Raw genomic sequence first — 16,637 nt, 5'->3', positions numbered from 1 at the left:
GAAGCTATTATGGACTGAATGTCAAGACTGCAATAAATGCTGTGCCCCTCCGGGCACAAGCATTGCAATTACAAGCATTGCAAATGCCATTAGGAGCGTTCAATCTTGCGACGAACCCAATCAATGAGATGATCCCTTGGCCAAGACAGCAGCGCGCGCCATCACCACCAAACCCGGCGCCGGACGCATCGCCCATCGCACTGCGCTCACAACCTCCCGCCCTGAACTGCTCGTAGACGGCTCCGACCAGCAGTTTCGCAAACTGGTGCACAGCCTGTTCGGATTCCTGGCCCGGCACCAGACCCTGCGCGACGGCCATGCCGCCGTCATCGGTCTTCCCGGGATCGAATACACCACGCTGATCGCGATCCGGCATCTGGCGGCGCAAGGCGACGTCCACGTCAAGACCGTCGCCGACCACCTCCATCTCAGCGGCGCCTTCGTCACCACCGTGACCAACAAGCTGGAAAGCAAGGGCTTGATCGAAAAGGCGGCGCATCAGGGTGACCGCCGACGGCTCTCGCTCAGCGTCACGTCGCGGGGCGTCGAATTGCTCGAGCGGCTGGCGCCGACGCAAATGCAGATCAACGACGTGGAATTTGGCTGCCTGAGCGCGCGGGAGTTCGAGATGTTGCTCGACCTGGTGCAGCGCCTAGTGGAGTCGAGCGACCGCGCTATCGCGCTGCAGCGATACCTGGCCGAAACCAACGTCCAGCCGATCGCCTCGCCATCGCGTAAGTCCTCGTCCAAGCCGCGGAAGACCGGCAAGGCGTGACAGGTTGCCGCAAACTTCACCGCAGTGCCGAAAAAATAGCTTCCAAAGAGAACTAATCTACAAAGCTGCGAACTTTTCGTTTGTCAAAAAGCCAAATCTGTTGGAGCATTGGCTACGCGCGGGGCCGCTGGCACGCCGCGTGCATTGCACCCTTCCGAGATCGGCTGCTGCAGGCAGCCATGGTTAACAGCAACGGAAAGAAGTCGATGTTGAAGGTCATATTGAACCCGTCGCGGCTGCTAGGCACCCTCGCCGTGATCTCGCTCAGCGCGGGCAGCGCATTGGCGCAAGCCCCGGAGATCGCGCTTGGCGCAGTCGTGCCGAGCAGCGGCCCTTTCGCCGAATGGGGCCGCAGCAACAGCGTCACGCTGAAGATGCTGGAGAAGCAAACCAACGATGCCGGCGGCATCAACGGCGCCAAGTTGAAGATCACCATTCTCGACGACGGCGCCAAGCCGGCCCAGGCGGCGAGCTCGCTGCGCAAACTGGCGGGCGACGAAAAGGTTCTCGCAGTCGCAGGCCCGCTGACCAGCAGCGCCGCCGAAGTGACGTTTCCGGTCGCCAACGAGATGAAGGTGGTCGCAACCTCGCAGGCCTCCTCGAAACCGGGAGTGGCCAAGCTGAACCGCCCGTGGGCGTTCCGCAACACCATCGACGAAGGCATGCTCGCCAAGACGACGGTGCCCTATTTCAAGAAGGCGTTCAACATCAAGAGCGTCGGCATCATCTTCGATGCCAAGGACGCCACCGCAGCGACCGTCGGCAAGGCGATCATGCCCGCCGCGCTGAAGGCGAACGAGATCGCCATCGTCAACGAATCCGACCCGCTGTCCTTCAACACCGGCGATCTCGACGTCAGTGCCCAGGTCACCAAGCTGAAGTCGCTGAACCCGGACGGTGTGGTCGTCAGCGCGGACTATAGCCAGGCCATCACCGTGCTGCGCGAGATGAAGCGCCAGGGCCTGATCAAGCCGGTCGTCGGCGCCACCCAGTTGATTTCGTCGGCGATCCTCAAGGCCGCGCCGGAAATTCCGATTATTGCGCCAGCGACCTTCTTCGCCACCATGAAGGGCGAAGCGGCCGAGAAGTTCGTCACCAATCTGCAGCCGCTGCTGCGCAAGGAGAGCGGCTTGCCGGCCGAGATTGAACCGAGCATGTATGACGCCAACATCTATGAGATCGTCAGCATGTATATCGATGCGATCAAGAAATCCGGTGTGACCGGCAAGCCTGCAGACGTCGAGGCCGATCGCGCCAAGATCCGCGACCATCTTGCCAAGCTGGAAGGCTTCCAGGGCCTCGGCGGACCGATTGGCTTCAACGACGACGGCGATGCGATCAAGGCGTTTTACGTGCTGCAGGGTCAGAACGGCGCCTGGGACACCAAGGTCCGCGGCTGCAGCTCCGCGCCCAACCACGCCGGCTGCTGATCGACGCAGCAGCCATTGCGCGGCCGGGTTCGCCCGGCCGCTCTCATCAACGCTCATCGAACCGACTGAACATTTCATGCTGTGGCAGCAACTCGTGAACGGCCTCACGCTAGGAGCGATCTACACGCTGCTGGCGCTGTCGTTCTCCATCGTGATGGGAATTCTCGGCATCCTCAATCTGGCGATCGCCGAACTCTTCATGATCGGCGGCTATTTCGGATTCACGCTGATCGCCGCAAACTTTCCCCTTCCCGTCGCCGTGCTCGGCGGCATGGCGGGCGCGGCCATTGCCGCCATGGTGATCGAGAGGATTGGCTATCAGCCGTTGCGGGGTACTCCTGTCGTCACGCCGATGCTGAGCACGCTCGGCTTCTCGATCATCCTGCAGAACGTCGCGACAAATTTCTGGGGCTCCGACCCGCTGCAACTGCCTGATGAGTATCTGGGGCGGCAGTATACGCTCGGCCCGGTCAATATCGGCCAGATGCAGCTCATCGTTGTCGGCGCCACCATCGTGCTGGTGACGCTGATCGCCTACACCGTGCAGCGAACCACCGTTGGCCGTGCGCTGCGGGCGGTCGCCGAAAACCGCGAAGTGTCGCGCCTGCTCGGCGTCTCGGCGGACCGGCTGACCTTGTTTGCCTTCGCCCTGTCAGGCGCGCTCGCGGGCGTTGCCGGCGTCCTGATCGCGCTGCATTACGGCGCTATCACGCCATATCTTGGCGTCGAAATCGGGCTGAAGGCGGTCGCTGTGATGGTGATCGGCGGCACCACCAACATCTGGGGCGCGCTGCTCGCAGGTCCCCTGATCGGCGTGGTCGAGGTGCTCACGGTGGCTTATGGCGGCTCGCAGGTCCGCGACTTCGTGGTGTACGGCTTCATGATTTTGATTCTTTTGCTGCGCCCACAAGGTCTGCTCGGCGGCGCGCGTTCCGACCAGGGCCAGCGCGTGTGATGTCGACCTATTATGCCAGCCTGTTCGCTGAAGCCGGCATCCTGCTGCTCGGCGCGCTCAGCGTTTACATCATCCTCGCCACCGGCCAATTGTCGCTCGGCAACGCGGCCTTCATGGCGATCGGCGCCTATCTGAGCTCCTACCTCACGGTCGAACTCGGCATGCCGCTCACGCCGGCGCTGACCGTCTCCGCGATCGCGGCCGGCATCATCGGCGTGATCGTGGGCTTCCCTGCCCTTCGGCTGAAAGGCATCTATCTTGCGATGGCCACGCTCGGCTTCGGCGAGATGATGCGCAGCTTCTTCATCAACTTCCCAGCGATGGGTGGATCCGGCGGCTTTCACGGCATGGCGCACATTTCGGTCGGGTATATCTGGGCATGGGCCGGCGGCATCCTTGTCGTATTGATCCTCGTCGAGCGTTCGCGCGTATGGCTCGAGATGCAGGCCGTGCATGACGACGAGACCGCGGCGGGGCTGGTCGGCCTAAACACCGTGGCGATCAAGGTTGGCGCATTCGGGATCGGCGCGGCTGTTGCTGCGATCTCCGGTGGGCTGTTCGCGCACCATCACGTCTATATCGAACCCGCCAATTTCGGCTTCGAGCGCTCGATCGACTTCGTGCTCGCGACCATCCTCGGCGGCTCCACGCTCGGGCTGGGCTCGCTGATCGGCGCGATATTGCTGGTCTTCCTGCCCGAATTCCTGCGACCGATCGCAGACTGGCGCCTCGCCGCCTTCGGCACGCTGCTGATCCTGGTGCTCCTGGTGCGTCGCCAGGGCATCGTCGACCGCACGCTGCTGCGTGGGCTCACGTTCAGGAAGGCGGCATCATGAGCGCGCCGCTTCTTCAACTCAGCGAGGTCACAAAGAGCTTCGGCGGCATCCATGCGCTTTCCGCCGTGACCAGCGGCGTGCCTGAGGGCAAGATCGTCGGCATCATCGGTCCCAACGGCGCCGGAAAGACGACGCTGTTCAACGTTATCACCGGGGCCTATCGCGCCGATTCCGGCACGGTTCGCCTGAATGGCACGGCGCTGAATGGGCTGCCTCCCCACCAAATCGCGCGCGAAGGCATTGCGCGAACCTTCCAGAATATCCGCCTGTTTCCCAGCATGACGGTCTGGGAGCATCTGCTCGTTGCGCAGCCGCACCGCGAATCCTGGTGGCGCCGATTGCTGCCGGTCGGCTGGGGCGACCCTGCCGCGCAGGTCCGCGCGGTAGAGGTGATGGAGTTCTTCGGCCTGACGGACTTGCGCGACCGCCCCGCCAAATCGCTGCCTTATGGAATGCAGCGCCGGGTGGAGATGGCGCGTGCCCTCACCGCGCGGCCGAAGCTGTTGCTGCTCGACGAACCCGTGGCCGGCATGAACCATGACGAGGCGGAAGAGATCCGGCAACTGATGCTGAAGCTTCGCGCAACCGGATTGACGATCCTCCTCATCGAACACGACATGAACTTCGTGATGCGGCTGTGCGATTATCTCTATGTGCTCGATTTCGGCGTGCTGATCGCGGAAGGCGCGCCAAGCGAAGTCCGCACGAATCCTCGCGTCCTCGACGCCTATCTCGGTAAGGACGAATGATACTCTCGGCTCGTGGGCTGCAGGTCCGGTATGGCGCCATCACCGCGGTGCGCGGCGTGGACATCGACGTCGCTGAAGGCGAAATCGTCGCGTTGCTCGGCGCCAATGGCGCGGGCAAGAGCACGATCGCCCGGGCGATCGCCGGCCTCCTGCCGTTCCAGGGCGAGATCGTCTACAAAGACCAAAAGCTCAGGCCGAATGACGCCGAACGCAACGTTCGCCGCGGCATCGTGCTGGTGCCCGAAGGGCGCGGCATCCTCGGACGCATGACGGTCGAGGAAAACCTCGCGATGGGGATCTATACCCGCGCTGACAAGAGCCAGGCGATCGCGGACCTCAAGCGCATGCAGGAGCGCTTTCCGATCCTCGGCCAGCGGCGTCACAACGCGGCGAGCCTGCTCAGCGGCGGCGAGCAGCAATTGCTGGCGACCGCGCGCGCGCTGCTGTCGAAACCGCGCCTGTTGCTGCTGGACGAACCGTCGCTCGGCCTTGCGCCCCAAGCCACGGCTTACCTCTTTGGCGTCATTGCCGAGACCCGCGCCGAAGGACTATCTGTGCTATTGGTTGAGCAAAAGGCGCGTCAGACGTTGAAGGTGGCGGACCGGGCGTACGTGCTCGAGACCGGTCGCGTGGTGGCATCGGGGCCGGCGCAGAAGATGATCGAAGATCCCGCGGTCTCGGATGCCTTCTTGGGAGGACCGGGTTGAATTCAGCCCAGAACGTGAACCCGGCGCATCTTGAGACCGACGTGCTCGTGATCGGTGCCGGCGGCGCCGGCATGTACGCGGCGCTGGAAGCTGCGCGTGCCGGTGCGTCCGTGATTCTCGCCGATCGCAGCCTGATTGGTCGCGGCGGCGCAACGGTGATGGCGCAAATGACGGTGGCGGCTGCGCTTGGCGAGCAGTCGCCCGATCACTGGGAGTACCATCTGGCGGATACGCTCGCGGCGGGCCGCGGACTGTGTGACGAGCGCCTCGCCGCGCTGCTTTGCGAGGACGGGCCGCGGCGGCTGCGCGAGATGGACGACTGGAAGGTGGGCTGGGCGCGGGAGGACGGCCACATCAAGCAGGCTCAGGCGCCAGGCCATGACCGTCCCCGCTGCGCCTATGTCGATTTTCTCTCGACGGGTCCCGCGGTCTCCAGGACACTGCGGACCCGACTGAAAAGTGCGAGCGATGTGCGCCTGATCGGCGATCTCGTGATCGTCGATATCGCCATACAGGACGGCGAGGCCTGCGGGGCAGTCGCGTTGCACCTGCCGACCGGTCGCGCGGTGACACTCGCCGCGAAAGCCGTGATCATCGCAACTGGCGGCCTTACCGGCCTCTATCGCCGCAACAGCGCCTCCGCCAACATGGCCGGCGATGGCTATGCGCTGGCCTTGCGCGCCGGGGCGGAGTTGATCGACATGGAGTTCGTTCAATTCTTCCCGATTGGCCATCTGGCACCGCGTCTGATCGGCATGGATCCGATCATGTGGGATCCGTTCCGCTACAAGCTGGGCGGCAGGCTGCTCAACTCTGAACGCCGGGAATTCGAAACGGCCTATGCGAGCCAGGATTCCCGCAGTGACGGCCGTTACGTTCTGACTCGCGATCTCGCGACCTATGCGATCACCAAGGAGGTCGAGGCCGGTCGCGGCAGCCCGGCGGGCGGCGCCTATCTCAGCTTCCGGCACGTACCCGAGGCGGAGATACGCCGCGCATTCGGACCCGTCGTGGATCGTCTTCTTGCCAACGGTATCGACCTTGCTCGACAGGACGTCGAGGTCGCGCCGATCGCCCACTACACGATGGGCGGGGTTCGGGTCGACGAGACGCTGCAGACGCGCACACCGGGACTTTATGCCGGCGGTGAGGTCGTGGGCGGCGCCAATGGCGCCAACCGGCTGTCCGGCAATGCGATTACCGAAGCGCTGGTCTTTGGCGCGCGCGCCGGTCGCAACGCCGCGGAACGAGCCAAGGCACAAAGCCTGTCCTGGTCAGCAGAGGCGGTTCGCCCCGTGCTTGATCTGCTGCGCAGCGCGACAAGACGAGATGCGCCCAATCCTGCGGCCGCGATTGCCGGGTTGCAGACGGTGATGGCCGACAAGGTTGGTCCTTTCCGAACAGAAGCCAAGCTTCGCTCGGCACTCTCCTCGATCCTGCAGCTCAGCCAGGAGATCGGCAATGTTCCGCTTTCGACCGGGGCGCCGTTCGACACGATGATGACTGACTGGCTGGACCTTCGGAACATGCTGCTGGTGGCGCGGTCGGTCACCGAAGCTGCGCTGGCGCGCGGCGAAAGCCGCGGCGCGCATCAACGGGAAGACCAACCGAGACTGTCGGAGGACTGGTGCGTCAACCAGACCATCAGCCTGTCACAAGGCGATATCAGCCTGCGCAGGATCGCGCCGGCCAATGGAAGGCCCGTGGCATGAACACAACTCTGCGCATTCGGCGCGGCAACGCCGGGGAAACGCCGCGCTTCGAAGAGTTCGACGTCACGTTCGAGCCAGGCCAATCCGTGCTCGATGGCCTTCGCATGGTACGTCGACTGATCGACCCCACCCTCGCCTATCGGTACTCCTGCATCAACGCCAACGCGTGCAAGGAGTGCATGATGCTCATTGACGGCACAGTCGACTACGCCTGCACGGTGCGCCTCAAACAGGGCGTCATGACGCTGGCGCCGCTGCCGAAGAAAGCGCTGATAAGAGACCTCGTCACCGAAATCGCGCCACCCGACGAGCGTCTATAGCCGCGTTTGAAGCAACAATTTGCGATCATTCCACGATCATCGCCACTATCGCGAGCGAGATTTCACGGGAATCGGCGGCTCATAGGCTCGGACGGCCGGAGCCGTTCCGACGAACTTCTCGCAATCGACGACAGTGATTTGCCCGCAGCAGCCTTGAGCCAGCCGTGACGTGCCGACGTCGCGCGTCAGCACGTTGGGATTGCCATGGAGGCAAAGCGGATTCTCCGCGCCATCAGGGGCGGGATCGTACCAGGCGCCAGTCGGCAAATTGACGACGCCCCGCATGACGTCGTCGGTCACTTGCACCGCCGCGAGGCAGGCGCCGCGCGCATTGAAGATCCTGATGATATCGCCGTCGACGATCCCGCGCGGCGCGGCGTCGTCCGGATGCATCCGCGCGACTTCCCTGCCCTCGATCTTCCGGGACTGGCTATAGTCACCGAAATCGAGCTGGCCATGAAGTCGCGTCGCCGGCTGATTGGCAACCAGCCACAATGGAGCCGTCGCGTCCGGCTGCTCGGTCGAGGCGAGCCAGGTCGGGTGGCCCGAGCAATCGTCATAGCCGTAGCCGGCGATCGTCTTGGAGAATATCTCGATCTTGCCGCTGGGCGTCGGCAGCGGATTTACCTCTGGCTCCGTTCGAAAACGACGCAGGATGCCTCCGTCGTCCGGTTCCGACGGAAGCGCCAGTTCGCCGCGATCCCAAAACTCCTCGAAATCAGGCGCCTCCCAGCCGCGTTCGGCCAGCGCCCGCCGCGTCGGCTCATACAGATGGCGCATCCACTGCGCGGCATCGCGTCCTTCGGCAAAGGCTTCTGCTGCGCCAAGCCGCTCGGCGAGATCGCGGAGAATTGCGAAGTCGTCTCGCGCTTCACCGACGGAGGGCGCAACCTTGCGCATTGCGATCAATCGCGGATCGGTCGCCGCCGCGCCGATATCATCGCGCTCCAGCGTCATCGTCGCAGGCAGCACAATGTCGGCGGACCGTGCCATCGCGGTCCAGGCGAGTTCATGGACCACGATCGTATCGGGGCGCGCGAATGCCTGACGCAAGCGATGAATGTCCTGATGATGATGGAACGGATTGCCGCCCGCCCAATAGACGAGCTTGATGTCGGGATAGCGCAGCTCGCTGCCGTTATACGCGAATGGCGCCCCCGGATTCAGCAGCATGTTGGAAATCCGCGCCACCGGAATGAACTCGCGAACCGGGTTGGTGCCTTGTGGCATCGTCGGAATCGGCACGGCGTTGACACGGCGGCCGGTGTGCCCCATCGCGCCGAGCGCATAATTGTAGCCGCCGCCGGGCAGGCCGATCTGACCGACCATTGCGGCAAGTGCCGCAGCCGCCCACACCGGCTGCTCGCCATACTGCGCACGCTGCAACGCGTGCGCCACCGCAATAAGGCTGCGATTCCGGACGAGCGAGCGGGCGATGTCCCTGATCGTGTCGGCCGCAATTCCGCTAATTGCGGCAGCCCAATCGGCATGCTTGGGCTGTCCGTCGCGGTCACCGCGAAGATAGCGCTCGAACACGTCGAAGCCGGTCGTGTAGCGGTCGACAAACGCACGGTCGCAAAGATTTTCCGCGAGCAAGGTGTGCGCCATCGCGAGCATCACGGCAACGTCGGTGCCCGGACGAATCGGAATCCACTCGGCCCTGGCCTCGGGCGGGAAATCGTCGCGCAACGGGCTGATCGAGATGAACCGCGTGCCTCGCTTGACCGCCTCGCGCATGGCGTCGGGCTCGACGTGCCGGCTCAGCCCGCCGCTGGCGATCATCGAGTTCTTGATCGGCATGCCGCCAAACGCGAGCACGACATCGGTGTGGGTGCGCACCTGATCCCAGGTGACATTACGGCGCGACAGCGCCTCGAACGGCCCCATCACATGCGGCAAAATGACTGCCGATGCGCCCGCGCTGTAGCTGTTGACCGAACGCACATAGCCCCCGCAAACCAGGTTGAGAAAGCGGTGGATCTGGCTTTGCGCATGATGAAAACGGCCCGCGCTCGCCCAGCCGTACGAGCCTCCATAGATTGCCCGCGGGCCGAAATTGTCGCGAACGCGCGCGAGTTCGCCGGCGAGCAAATCGAGCGCGGTATCCCACCCGCATTCGACGAAATCGTCGCCGATTTCGCGCCGCTGCGGGCCTGGCCCATGCTCGAGCCAGTTGCGGCGGACCATCGGCTTGAGGATACGCGCTTTGTGGCGCAAGGCACCTTTGAAATTGCCGAGGATCGGCGATGGCGCAGGATCGCCGTCGTAAGGCAGGATCGCGACATCCTGACCATCCCAGCGCGCCGAAAACGCTCCCCAATGCGCACTGTGCGTCGCGAAGGCCTCGTTATGATCGGTCGCGTCGGAATGCGTCATGCGAGGTTGCCCCGTCTATCAATCGCCTCAAGAGTTACAGCAACGATGCCTCGATAACGAACGGCCCGCGCTGTCGAAGCGCAGCATCGAACACTTCAGCGAAACGTTGAACGGTCGTCACGCGTTCCGCTGCCACACCCATGCCGCCGGCAAGCTTGACCCAATCGATCTCGGGATCCTCGATGTCGAGCATGCGGCGGGCGTTCTGGCCGGGGTTAGCGACGCCAACCTTGCGCATCTCGCCGTGGAGGATTGCATAGCCGCGGTTGGCAAAGACGATGGTGACGATATCGAGCTTCTCGCGCGCTTGCGTCCAGAGCCCCTGAAGCGTGTAGAGGCCGCTGCCATCAGCCTGAAGCGACACGACCTTGCGCCCCGGACAGGCGATCGCGGCCCCCGCCGCCATCGGCACTCCAATGCCGATGGCGCCGCCCGTAATCTGGAGATAGTCGTGCGCGGGCGCGTTGTAGGACAGCTCGTAGAAGCCGGAGGACGTGATCGCCTCGTCGCACACGATCGCGTTCTTCGGCAGCTTCGCGGCAACCACGCGATTGATCATTTCGGCGGTCAGAGGACCATCGGCCTGGAACGACATGTCGGCTGGCAGCAGCTGGCTCGTCTGCACACCTGCCGTCGACTTGGCGCCGACAGCTTCCGCAAGATGGGCGAGAATTCCCTTCAGATCGTGACCGAGCCCACCGAGCTCGACCACGCTGCACCCCTCAGGTGCGAGGCGACCCGACTGGGTTGGGTAGCCAAAGAACGTGACCGGCTCCTTGGCGCCGATCAGCACGATCATATCGAGCCCTGCCAATGCGGCACGACCCGGCTCCCAGGCGAAGGATATCTTCTCGATCGGCGCCCGACCGCGCCCGCGCTCGATGCGCCCGTTGACGCCCTGTGCAAACAGCCGCGCGCCGGTCTTGGCGCAAATCCTTTCGGCATCGGCAAGCGCATCGGCGCGCAAAGCCTGCCCAGACAACATCAGCGCCGCCTTGCAACCGCGGCGCAAACGATCGACGACCGCCTTGAACTTGTCCGGATCGACTTCGCGCCGCGGCGGCGGCGAACGCCTGGCGAGCGGAGCCCCGGCTGATCGCTCCGACCAGGCCATATCCGCCGGCAAGATCAGCGTCGCGATGCCGTTCGCCAAGCTTGCGTCCCAGGCATCCGCGACATCCTGCTCGATCGACGCGGCGCTGCCGATCCGGCGCACGAACGCCGACATCGGCCGGGCGAGCGTTTCGATGTCGCTCGTCAGCGGCGCGTCGAGCGGAAGATGCGCGGTCGAATGCTCGCCGACGATATTGATGATCGGCGTGCCGGCGCGCCTGGCGTTGTGCAGGTTGGCGAGCCCGTTCGCCAGACCGGGGCCGAGATGCAGCAGGGTCGCCGCGGGCCGGTCCGTCATCCGGCCATAGCCATCGGCGGCTCCGGTGACGACGCCCTCGAACAGCCCAAGCACGCATCGCATGTCCTGCCGACGATCGAGCGCGGCGACAAAGTGCATCTCCGACGTGCCCGGATTGGCGAAGCAGGTATCGACGCCAAGCGCGAGCAGCGCGTCGCAGAGATGATCCGCACCAGTTTTCATGTCATTGCGCCCCGTGTTTCCCGTTCGCGAGCGCCTAGGCGAAACATACGTTGGCCGACGGCTCGTGAGGCCTGCCGAACAACGAACGCCCAGGAATGGCCTCGAGCAGCTCGCGGGTGTAAGCGTGCTGCGGCGCGCCGAATACCGATTGCGTCTCACCCTGCTCGACGATTTCGCCGCGCCGCATCACGACGATCCTGTCGGCGATCTCCGATGCGACACGCAGGTCATGCGTGATGAACAGCATTGCGAGGTTCATTTCTTCGCGCAGCTCGGCCAATAGCTCCAGAATGTGCTGTTGCACGGAAACGTCGAGCGCCGAAACCGCCTCGTCCGCGACCAGCACCAGCGGCTTCAACGCGATGGCGCGCGCGATACAGATGCGTTGGCGTTGACCACCGGAGAATTCATGAGGATAGCGTTCGTATGCGCTCTCCTTCAGCCCTACCCGCGCCAACAATCGCTTTGCGTCCGCAATCGCCTCGACGGCGGGCGTTCCATAGGTCATCGGACCGCGCGCGATGGCTTCGCCGACCTTTTGCCTTGGATCGAGCGCCGCAAAGGGATCCTGAAAGACGATCTGCACCTTGCGGCGCATCGCGCGCAACTGCGCGCCTTTCAATTTAAGAAAATCCACCCCATCGAAATCAATCGAGCCGGTGTCGGGCTCGATGAGCCGCATGACCATGCGCGCGAGTGTCGATTTGCCCGATCCGGACTCCCCGACGATGGCGACCGTCTCGCGTGGTCGCAGCGTGAGCGCGACGTCCTGCACGGTAGGCACTCGCCGCACCGGCCTGAACGCGCCCTGACGCGACGCGAATACCTTGTTGAGACCGCGGGCTTCCAACAATGGATCGCTGCCCAGCGCCTGGCTGTGCGTCGTTGGGGGGCGCCCGCCCGGCACTGCCGCAATGAGCGCCTTGGTGTAGTCATTCTTGGGGGCGCGAAGCACCTCATCGACCGTGCCCTGCTCGACCACGCAGCCGTTGCGCATGACAACGACACGGTCGGCTATGTCGGCGACGACACCAAAGTCGTGCGTGATGAACAGGACGCCCATTCCCCGCTCGGCCTGCAACTTCCGGATCAAGCCGAGGATTTGCTTTTGCGTGGTGACGTCGAGTGCGGTGGTCGGCTCGTCAGCGAGCAGCAGTGCCGGCTCGTTTGCCATCGCGATCGCGATCATGATGCGCTGGCGCTGACCGCCGGAGAGCTGGAATGGATAGCTGCGGGCGAGCGCCGGAGGATCGGGCAGGCCGACCGCCGCGATCAGTTCGACGACCCGCGCGTCCAGCTCGGAACGGTACAGCTTCGCGCCGGCGTGCGTGACGATGGCTTCCGCGATCTGCTGACCGACACGCGTCAGCGGATTGAGCGCGCTGAGCGGCTCCTGGAAGATCATGGATATCTGGCCGCCCCGCAGCGCCCGCATTGCCCCTTCATCCGCTGTCGCGAGGTCCGTATCCTTGAAACGGATGGCACCGCCGGCGACGTGAAGAGCCGGCGGCAACAGCCTGAGCACGGCGTGCGCGGTGATCGACTTACCCGAGCCGGACTCGCCGACCAGGCAAACGATCTCGTTCCGACGCACGGCAAGCGAGACGTTTTCCACCGCGAACTGCCGGTCGCCGCCTCTGGGCAAAGAAACGGACAGATTTTCGATTGCAAGCAGCGGTTCGTCCGTCATGCACCTCGCGCCTTCCGCGACAGTCTCGGGTTCAGGGTATCGTTCAGTCCTTCGCCAACGAGGTTGATCGCCAGCACGGTGAGGAAGATGGCTACACCGGGGAACACGCTCATCCACCACGCTTGACGCATCACCGAACGGGACGCGCCGATCATGAATCCCCACGACATCAGATTGGGGTCACCGAGCCCCATGAAGCTCAGCGCACTTTCGATCAGGATCGAACTGGCGATCATCAACGAGCCGGTCACTATGATCGGCGACACCGCGTTCGGCAGGATATGGCGCAACACCACCGACATCGGCGGCTGCCCCTGACAGACCGCGGCCTGCACGAACTCCCGGCTCCGCAGCCGCAGAAACTCGGCGCGCGTCAGCCGGGCGAGCTGCGGCCAGCTCACAGCGCCGATCGCGAGGATCACGTTGGTCAGTGAAGGTCCGAGCGTCGCCACCAGCAGGATGGCAAGAATGAAGCCAGGAATCGTCTGAAACAACTCGACGAAGCGCATCAGAAAGTCGTCGACGCGGCCGCCGAAATAGCCGGCAACGGCTCCCACGGTGACGCCGATCGCGAGCGCGGCAAGTGTCGACGAGACGCCTATGAGAAGCGAGACCCGCGCGCCATAGGCGATGCAGGCGGCGACGTCGCGGCCGAGCATGTCGGAACCGAGCCACGTCTCGCCGTCGAACGGCGGCTGGAACGGCGCGGCCACCATATCCCAGGGATCGACGGGAAACAGGGTGGGCGCCACGATGGCCAGCACAACGACTCCGGTCAGGATGACCAGTCCGATGACGCCGGCCGGATGCCGAAGAAAGGATGCCAGGTTCTTCACGGCCGCCTCACCTCACACTTCGTACGGAGATGCGCGGATCCACCATGCGATAGACCGCCTCGGTGAGCAGGTTCAGCCCGATCACGACAATCGACATGACCAGGAAGATGCCTTGCATGACCGGATAGTCGCGCTGCAGCACGGCGTCATAGATCAGCCGCCCCAGGCCGGGCCACGCGAACACGGTCTCGACGACAACCGCGCCGCCAACCACCGCGCCGGCCTGCATTCCGGCGACCGTGATAACGGGCAGGATCGCGTTGCGAAGCAGATGGTGCATCACGATCCGGGACTCGGTCACGCCCTTGGCCCGCGCCGTCTTGATGAAATCCTGCTGCTTGACCTCGATGATCGAGGAACGCATCAGCCTGGCGTAGATCGCGAGATAGACAGCGGCCAGTGACAAGGTCGGCAGGACCATGTGCGAGGCAATGTCCGCGATGCGCTGCCACGCCGTCATCTCGACGCCGACGGTCACGTAGCCGAATGGCGGAAGCCAATTGAGCTGCACGGAAAACAACAGCACGAGCATCAGGCCAAGCCAGAACACCGGCAAGGCATAGAGCAGCAGCGAGACGATCGTAAAGAACGTGTCGGACCATTTTCCCGCACGTGTACCGGCTATCGTTCCCAACGCCGTACCGAAGACCAGGGACAGGATGAACGCCGTACCCGTGAGCAGCAAGGTCGCGGGCAGCCGCTCCAGCAGCAGCGACAACACGGTCCGCTGTTGCCGATAGGAATAACCGAGATCAAGCGTCAGCGTCTTCTTCAGGGAGCTCGCCAGTTGCACCAGGTACGGCTGATCGAGGCCATAGGCCGATCGTATCTGGCGGAGCAATGTTTCGTCGGCAGCACCGCTTTGTCCTGCGATCACCTGCGCCGGGTCGCCGGGCGCCGCGTGAACGAGAATAAAGTTGAAGGTCGCGATGACCAGGATCACGCCGATGATCTTCACCGCTCCGTAGGCGATGCCCAGCACGTAGGCCGACAAGCGGCCTCCGTACCGGGTGATGGCGACGACGCTCATTCGAACCGGACCGCGCCGAAGGTTTCGTGAACGCCGATGGCGGTCGTGGTCACATTCTTGAGCTTCTTGTCGGTGAACGTCGGAAAGTCCTGTTCGAGCAGCCACACGATCGGCACATCCTCGACCAGAGCCTTCTGCACCGCGCTGTACAGTTCCTGCCGCTTCTCGTCCGGCGAGGCGGTCGCAGCTTCCTCGAAAAGACGATCCACTTCCGGATTTGAATATCCGGCCGTGTTGGAGAACATGATGCCCTTGCGGATGTTCGACGAAATGTAGGTGCGCGATACGCCAATAGCGGGATCTCCGAGCTGATAGACGAGATTCGTCGTCATCGAATACTCCCCGTTGCTGACCTTCTGGATCCAGCCCGCGACATCGGTGCCTTCAAACTGCAGGTCGATTCCGACCCGCAGCAGCGACTGGCGCAAGAACTCTGCGACGCGACGATAGAGCTCGCCCGATGGCGTGACCAGGAACGGAACGGTGATCCGCTTGCCATCGGCGCCCGGCTTCAATCCCATCTCGTCGAGAAGAGCTTTTGCCTTGTCCGGTGAGTATTCGTACTGCTTTACGTTCTTGTCGTAGAACCGGGTCTTCGACGAGATCGGACCGGTCGCAACCTTGCCGAGACCGAAGTAGACACGCTGGAGCAGAGCCTTGCGGTCTATGGCGTACATCACCGCCTGACGGAAGCGCTTGTCATTCATCGGCGCGATGCGATTGTTCAGCTCGAGCCACAGATGTGGCGCGAAGTACTCATATCCCTTCGTCGTCATGTCGAGATGGGGCAGCTTGGTGAGGCGAGCCACGTCGTACTGCTCGATGTCGCTCCACTGCGTCAGCTTGACGGTCCCCTGCTCGAGCGCGACCGAACGCGCTGCCGCATCCGGAATGACGCGGTAGATGATCTCGTCGATGTGAGGCTCCCCGGCGCGGTAGTAGCCGTCATGCTTGACCAGGTGGATGTGCGATCCCCGCACCCATTCCTTCAGCTTGAAGGGACCGCAGCCGATCGCCTTGTCATTCGCAGGATTGGTCTTGAAGTCGGTGCCTTCGTAGATGTGCTTCGGCAGGATCGGCGCCGTGGTGCAATCGAATGCTCCGAGGAACGGAGAAAACGGCGACTTGAGCTTGAACACGACCGTCAGCGGATCGGGAGCTTCGGCGCTATCGATGCGGGTGAATATCGGCCGGGCCCGCGCGTGGGTCTCGGGCAGGATCTTGGTCATCGAGAAGATGACGTCGTCGGCCGTCAGCGGCTTGCCGTCGTGGAAGGTGATGTTCGGAAACAGCTTGAACGTATAGGTCAACCCGTCGGGAGAGACGCTCCAGGATTGCGCCAGGCCGGGGATCGGTTTCAGGTCAAAGTCGTAGCGAAGCAGGCTCTCGTAGATCTTGCCGCAGATCGTCAGCGTCGGCTGGAGCTGGCTGATCGCGGAGACCAGCATGGCCGGCTCCGGATGGATAATGGTGCTGAGCGTGCCGCCGCGCGTCTGCCCCGCGGCACGGTGCAAGCCGAGCGGGATCCCCGCGACGCTGGCCATTCCCGCGGCCAGTCCCAACTTGCCGAATTCACGCCTGTTCATTCCCATGATATCCCCCCTTCCTGTTGACATGGCTCTCTGGA

At 63.6% G+C, this 16,637-nt stretch carries 14 protein-coding genes; 8 read left to right on the top strand and 6 right to left on the bottom strand.

Translation table 11 applies throughout. From position 1 onward, the window contains the following. Nucleotides 1-136: 136 nt before the first annotated feature. The 8 genes from YY7_RS0103725 to YY7_RS0103690 all read left to right on the top strand — a co-directional run bounded on the left by YY7_RS0103725 (nt 137) and on the right by YY7_RS0103690 (nt 7,484). On the top strand, nt 137-775 hold the full coding sequence (locus YY7_RS0103725) for a MarR family winged helix-turn-helix transcriptional regulator (RefSeq protein ID WP_051396492.1): 639 nt from the start codon (nt 137-139) through the stop codon (nt 773-775). 206 nt (nt 776-981) lie between these two features. Then, on the top strand, nt 982-2,205 hold the full coding sequence (locus YY7_RS0103720; protein WP_196237215.1) for an ABC transporter substrate-binding protein: 1,224 nt from the start codon (nt 982-984) through the stop codon (nt 2,203-2,205). 76 nt (nt 2,206-2,281) lie between these two features. Further along, complete coding sequence (locus YY7_RS0103715) at nt 2,282-3,160, top strand: branched-chain amino acid ABC transporter permease (RefSeq protein ID WP_028162045.1); 879 nt, start codon at nt 2,282-2,284, stop codon at nt 3,158-3,160. Continuing rightward, entirely contained in the window at nt 3,160-3,996 is an 837-nt protein-coding gene (locus YY7_RS0103710) for a branched-chain amino acid ABC transporter permease (RefSeq protein ID WP_035689033.1), read from the top strand. Before YY7_RS0103715 ends, YY7_RS0103710 begins: the two co-directional genes overlap by 1 nt. After that, a complete protein-coding gene (locus tag YY7_RS0103705) occupies nt 3,993-4,745 on the top strand; it encodes an ABC transporter ATP-binding protein (protein ID WP_028162043.1) in 753 nt (250 codons plus the stop codon). The genes YY7_RS0103710 and YY7_RS0103705 overlap by 4 nt, the downstream gene beginning before the upstream one ends. Continuing rightward, nucleotides 4,742-5,452, top strand: a complete 711-nt coding sequence (locus YY7_RS0103700) for an ABC transporter ATP-binding protein (protein WP_028162042.1) — start codon at nt 4,742-4,744, stop codon at nt 5,450-5,452. Before YY7_RS0103705 ends, YY7_RS0103700 begins: the two co-directional genes overlap by 4 nt. Then, nucleotides 5,449-7,164 carry an FAD-binding protein gene (locus YY7_RS0103695; protein WP_080663560.1) on the top strand — a complete coding sequence of 572 codons (1,716 nt, stop codon included), beginning with the start codon at nt 5,449-5,451 and terminating at the stop codon, nt 7,162-7,164. The genes YY7_RS0103700 and YY7_RS0103695 overlap by 4 nt, the downstream gene beginning before the upstream one ends. Next, nucleotides 7,161-7,484, top strand: a complete 324-nt coding sequence (locus YY7_RS0103690) for a 2Fe-2S iron-sulfur cluster-binding protein (protein WP_028162040.1) — start codon at nt 7,161-7,163, stop codon at nt 7,482-7,484. The genes YY7_RS0103695 and YY7_RS0103690 overlap by 4 nt, the downstream gene beginning before the upstream one ends. A 45-nt stretch (nt 7,485-7,529) precedes the next feature. Here YY7_RS0103690 and YY7_RS0103685 read toward each other — a convergent pair whose 3' ends face one another. From YY7_RS0103685 to YY7_RS0103660, 6 genes are read right to left on the bottom strand one after another with little or no spacing between them, the layout of a single operon-like run. Next, nucleotides 7,530-9,860 (bottom strand): molybdopterin guanine dinucleotide-containing S/N-oxide reductase, encoded by a 2,331-nt coding sequence (locus tag YY7_RS0103685; protein ID WP_028162039.1) that lies wholly within the window; start codon nt 9,858-9,860, stop codon nt 7,530-7,532. A 34-nt stretch (nt 9,861-9,894) separates the two neighbouring features. Continuing rightward, nucleotides 9,895-11,454, bottom strand: coding sequence for an acetolactate synthase large subunit (locus YY7_RS0103680; RefSeq protein WP_028162038.1), 1,560 nt, complete (start codon nt 11,452-11,454; stop codon nt 9,895-9,897). 34 nt (nt 11,455-11,488) lie between these two features. Then, complete coding sequence (locus tag YY7_RS0103675; protein ID WP_028162037.1) at nt 11,489-13,144, bottom strand: ABC transporter ATP-binding protein; 1,656 nt, start codon at nt 13,142-13,144, stop codon at nt 11,489-11,491. Beyond that, nucleotides 13,141-13,980, bottom strand: coding sequence for an ABC transporter permease (locus YY7_RS0103670; RefSeq protein ID WP_028162036.1), 840 nt, complete (start codon nt 13,978-13,980; stop codon nt 13,141-13,143). The genes YY7_RS0103675 and YY7_RS0103670 overlap by 4 nt, the downstream gene beginning before the upstream one ends. A 7-nt stretch (nt 13,981-13,987) precedes the next feature. Then, nucleotides 13,988-15,010 carry an ABC transporter permease gene (locus YY7_RS0103665; protein WP_028162035.1) on the bottom strand — a complete coding sequence of 341 codons (1,023 nt, stop codon included), beginning with the start codon at nt 15,008-15,010 and terminating at the stop codon, nt 13,988-13,990. Further along, nucleotides 15,007-16,596: an ABC transporter substrate-binding protein gene (locus tag YY7_RS0103660; protein WP_028162034.1), complete on the bottom strand. Its 1,590-nt coding sequence runs from the start codon at nt 16,594-16,596 to the stop codon at nt 15,007-15,009. The genes YY7_RS0103665 and YY7_RS0103660 overlap by 4 nt, the downstream gene beginning before the upstream one ends. Nucleotides 16,597-16,637: the final 41 nt, after the last annotated feature.

Source organism: Bradyrhizobium elkanii WSM2783, assembly GCF_000472865.1.
GTDB classification, from domain to species: Bacteria; Pseudomonadota; Alphaproteobacteria; order Rhizobiales; family Xanthobacteraceae; genus Bradyrhizobium; species Bradyrhizobium elkanii_A.
Note: the sequence above shows the minus strand (reverse complement) of the source record. Positions and strands in the feature narration are given on the sequence as shown.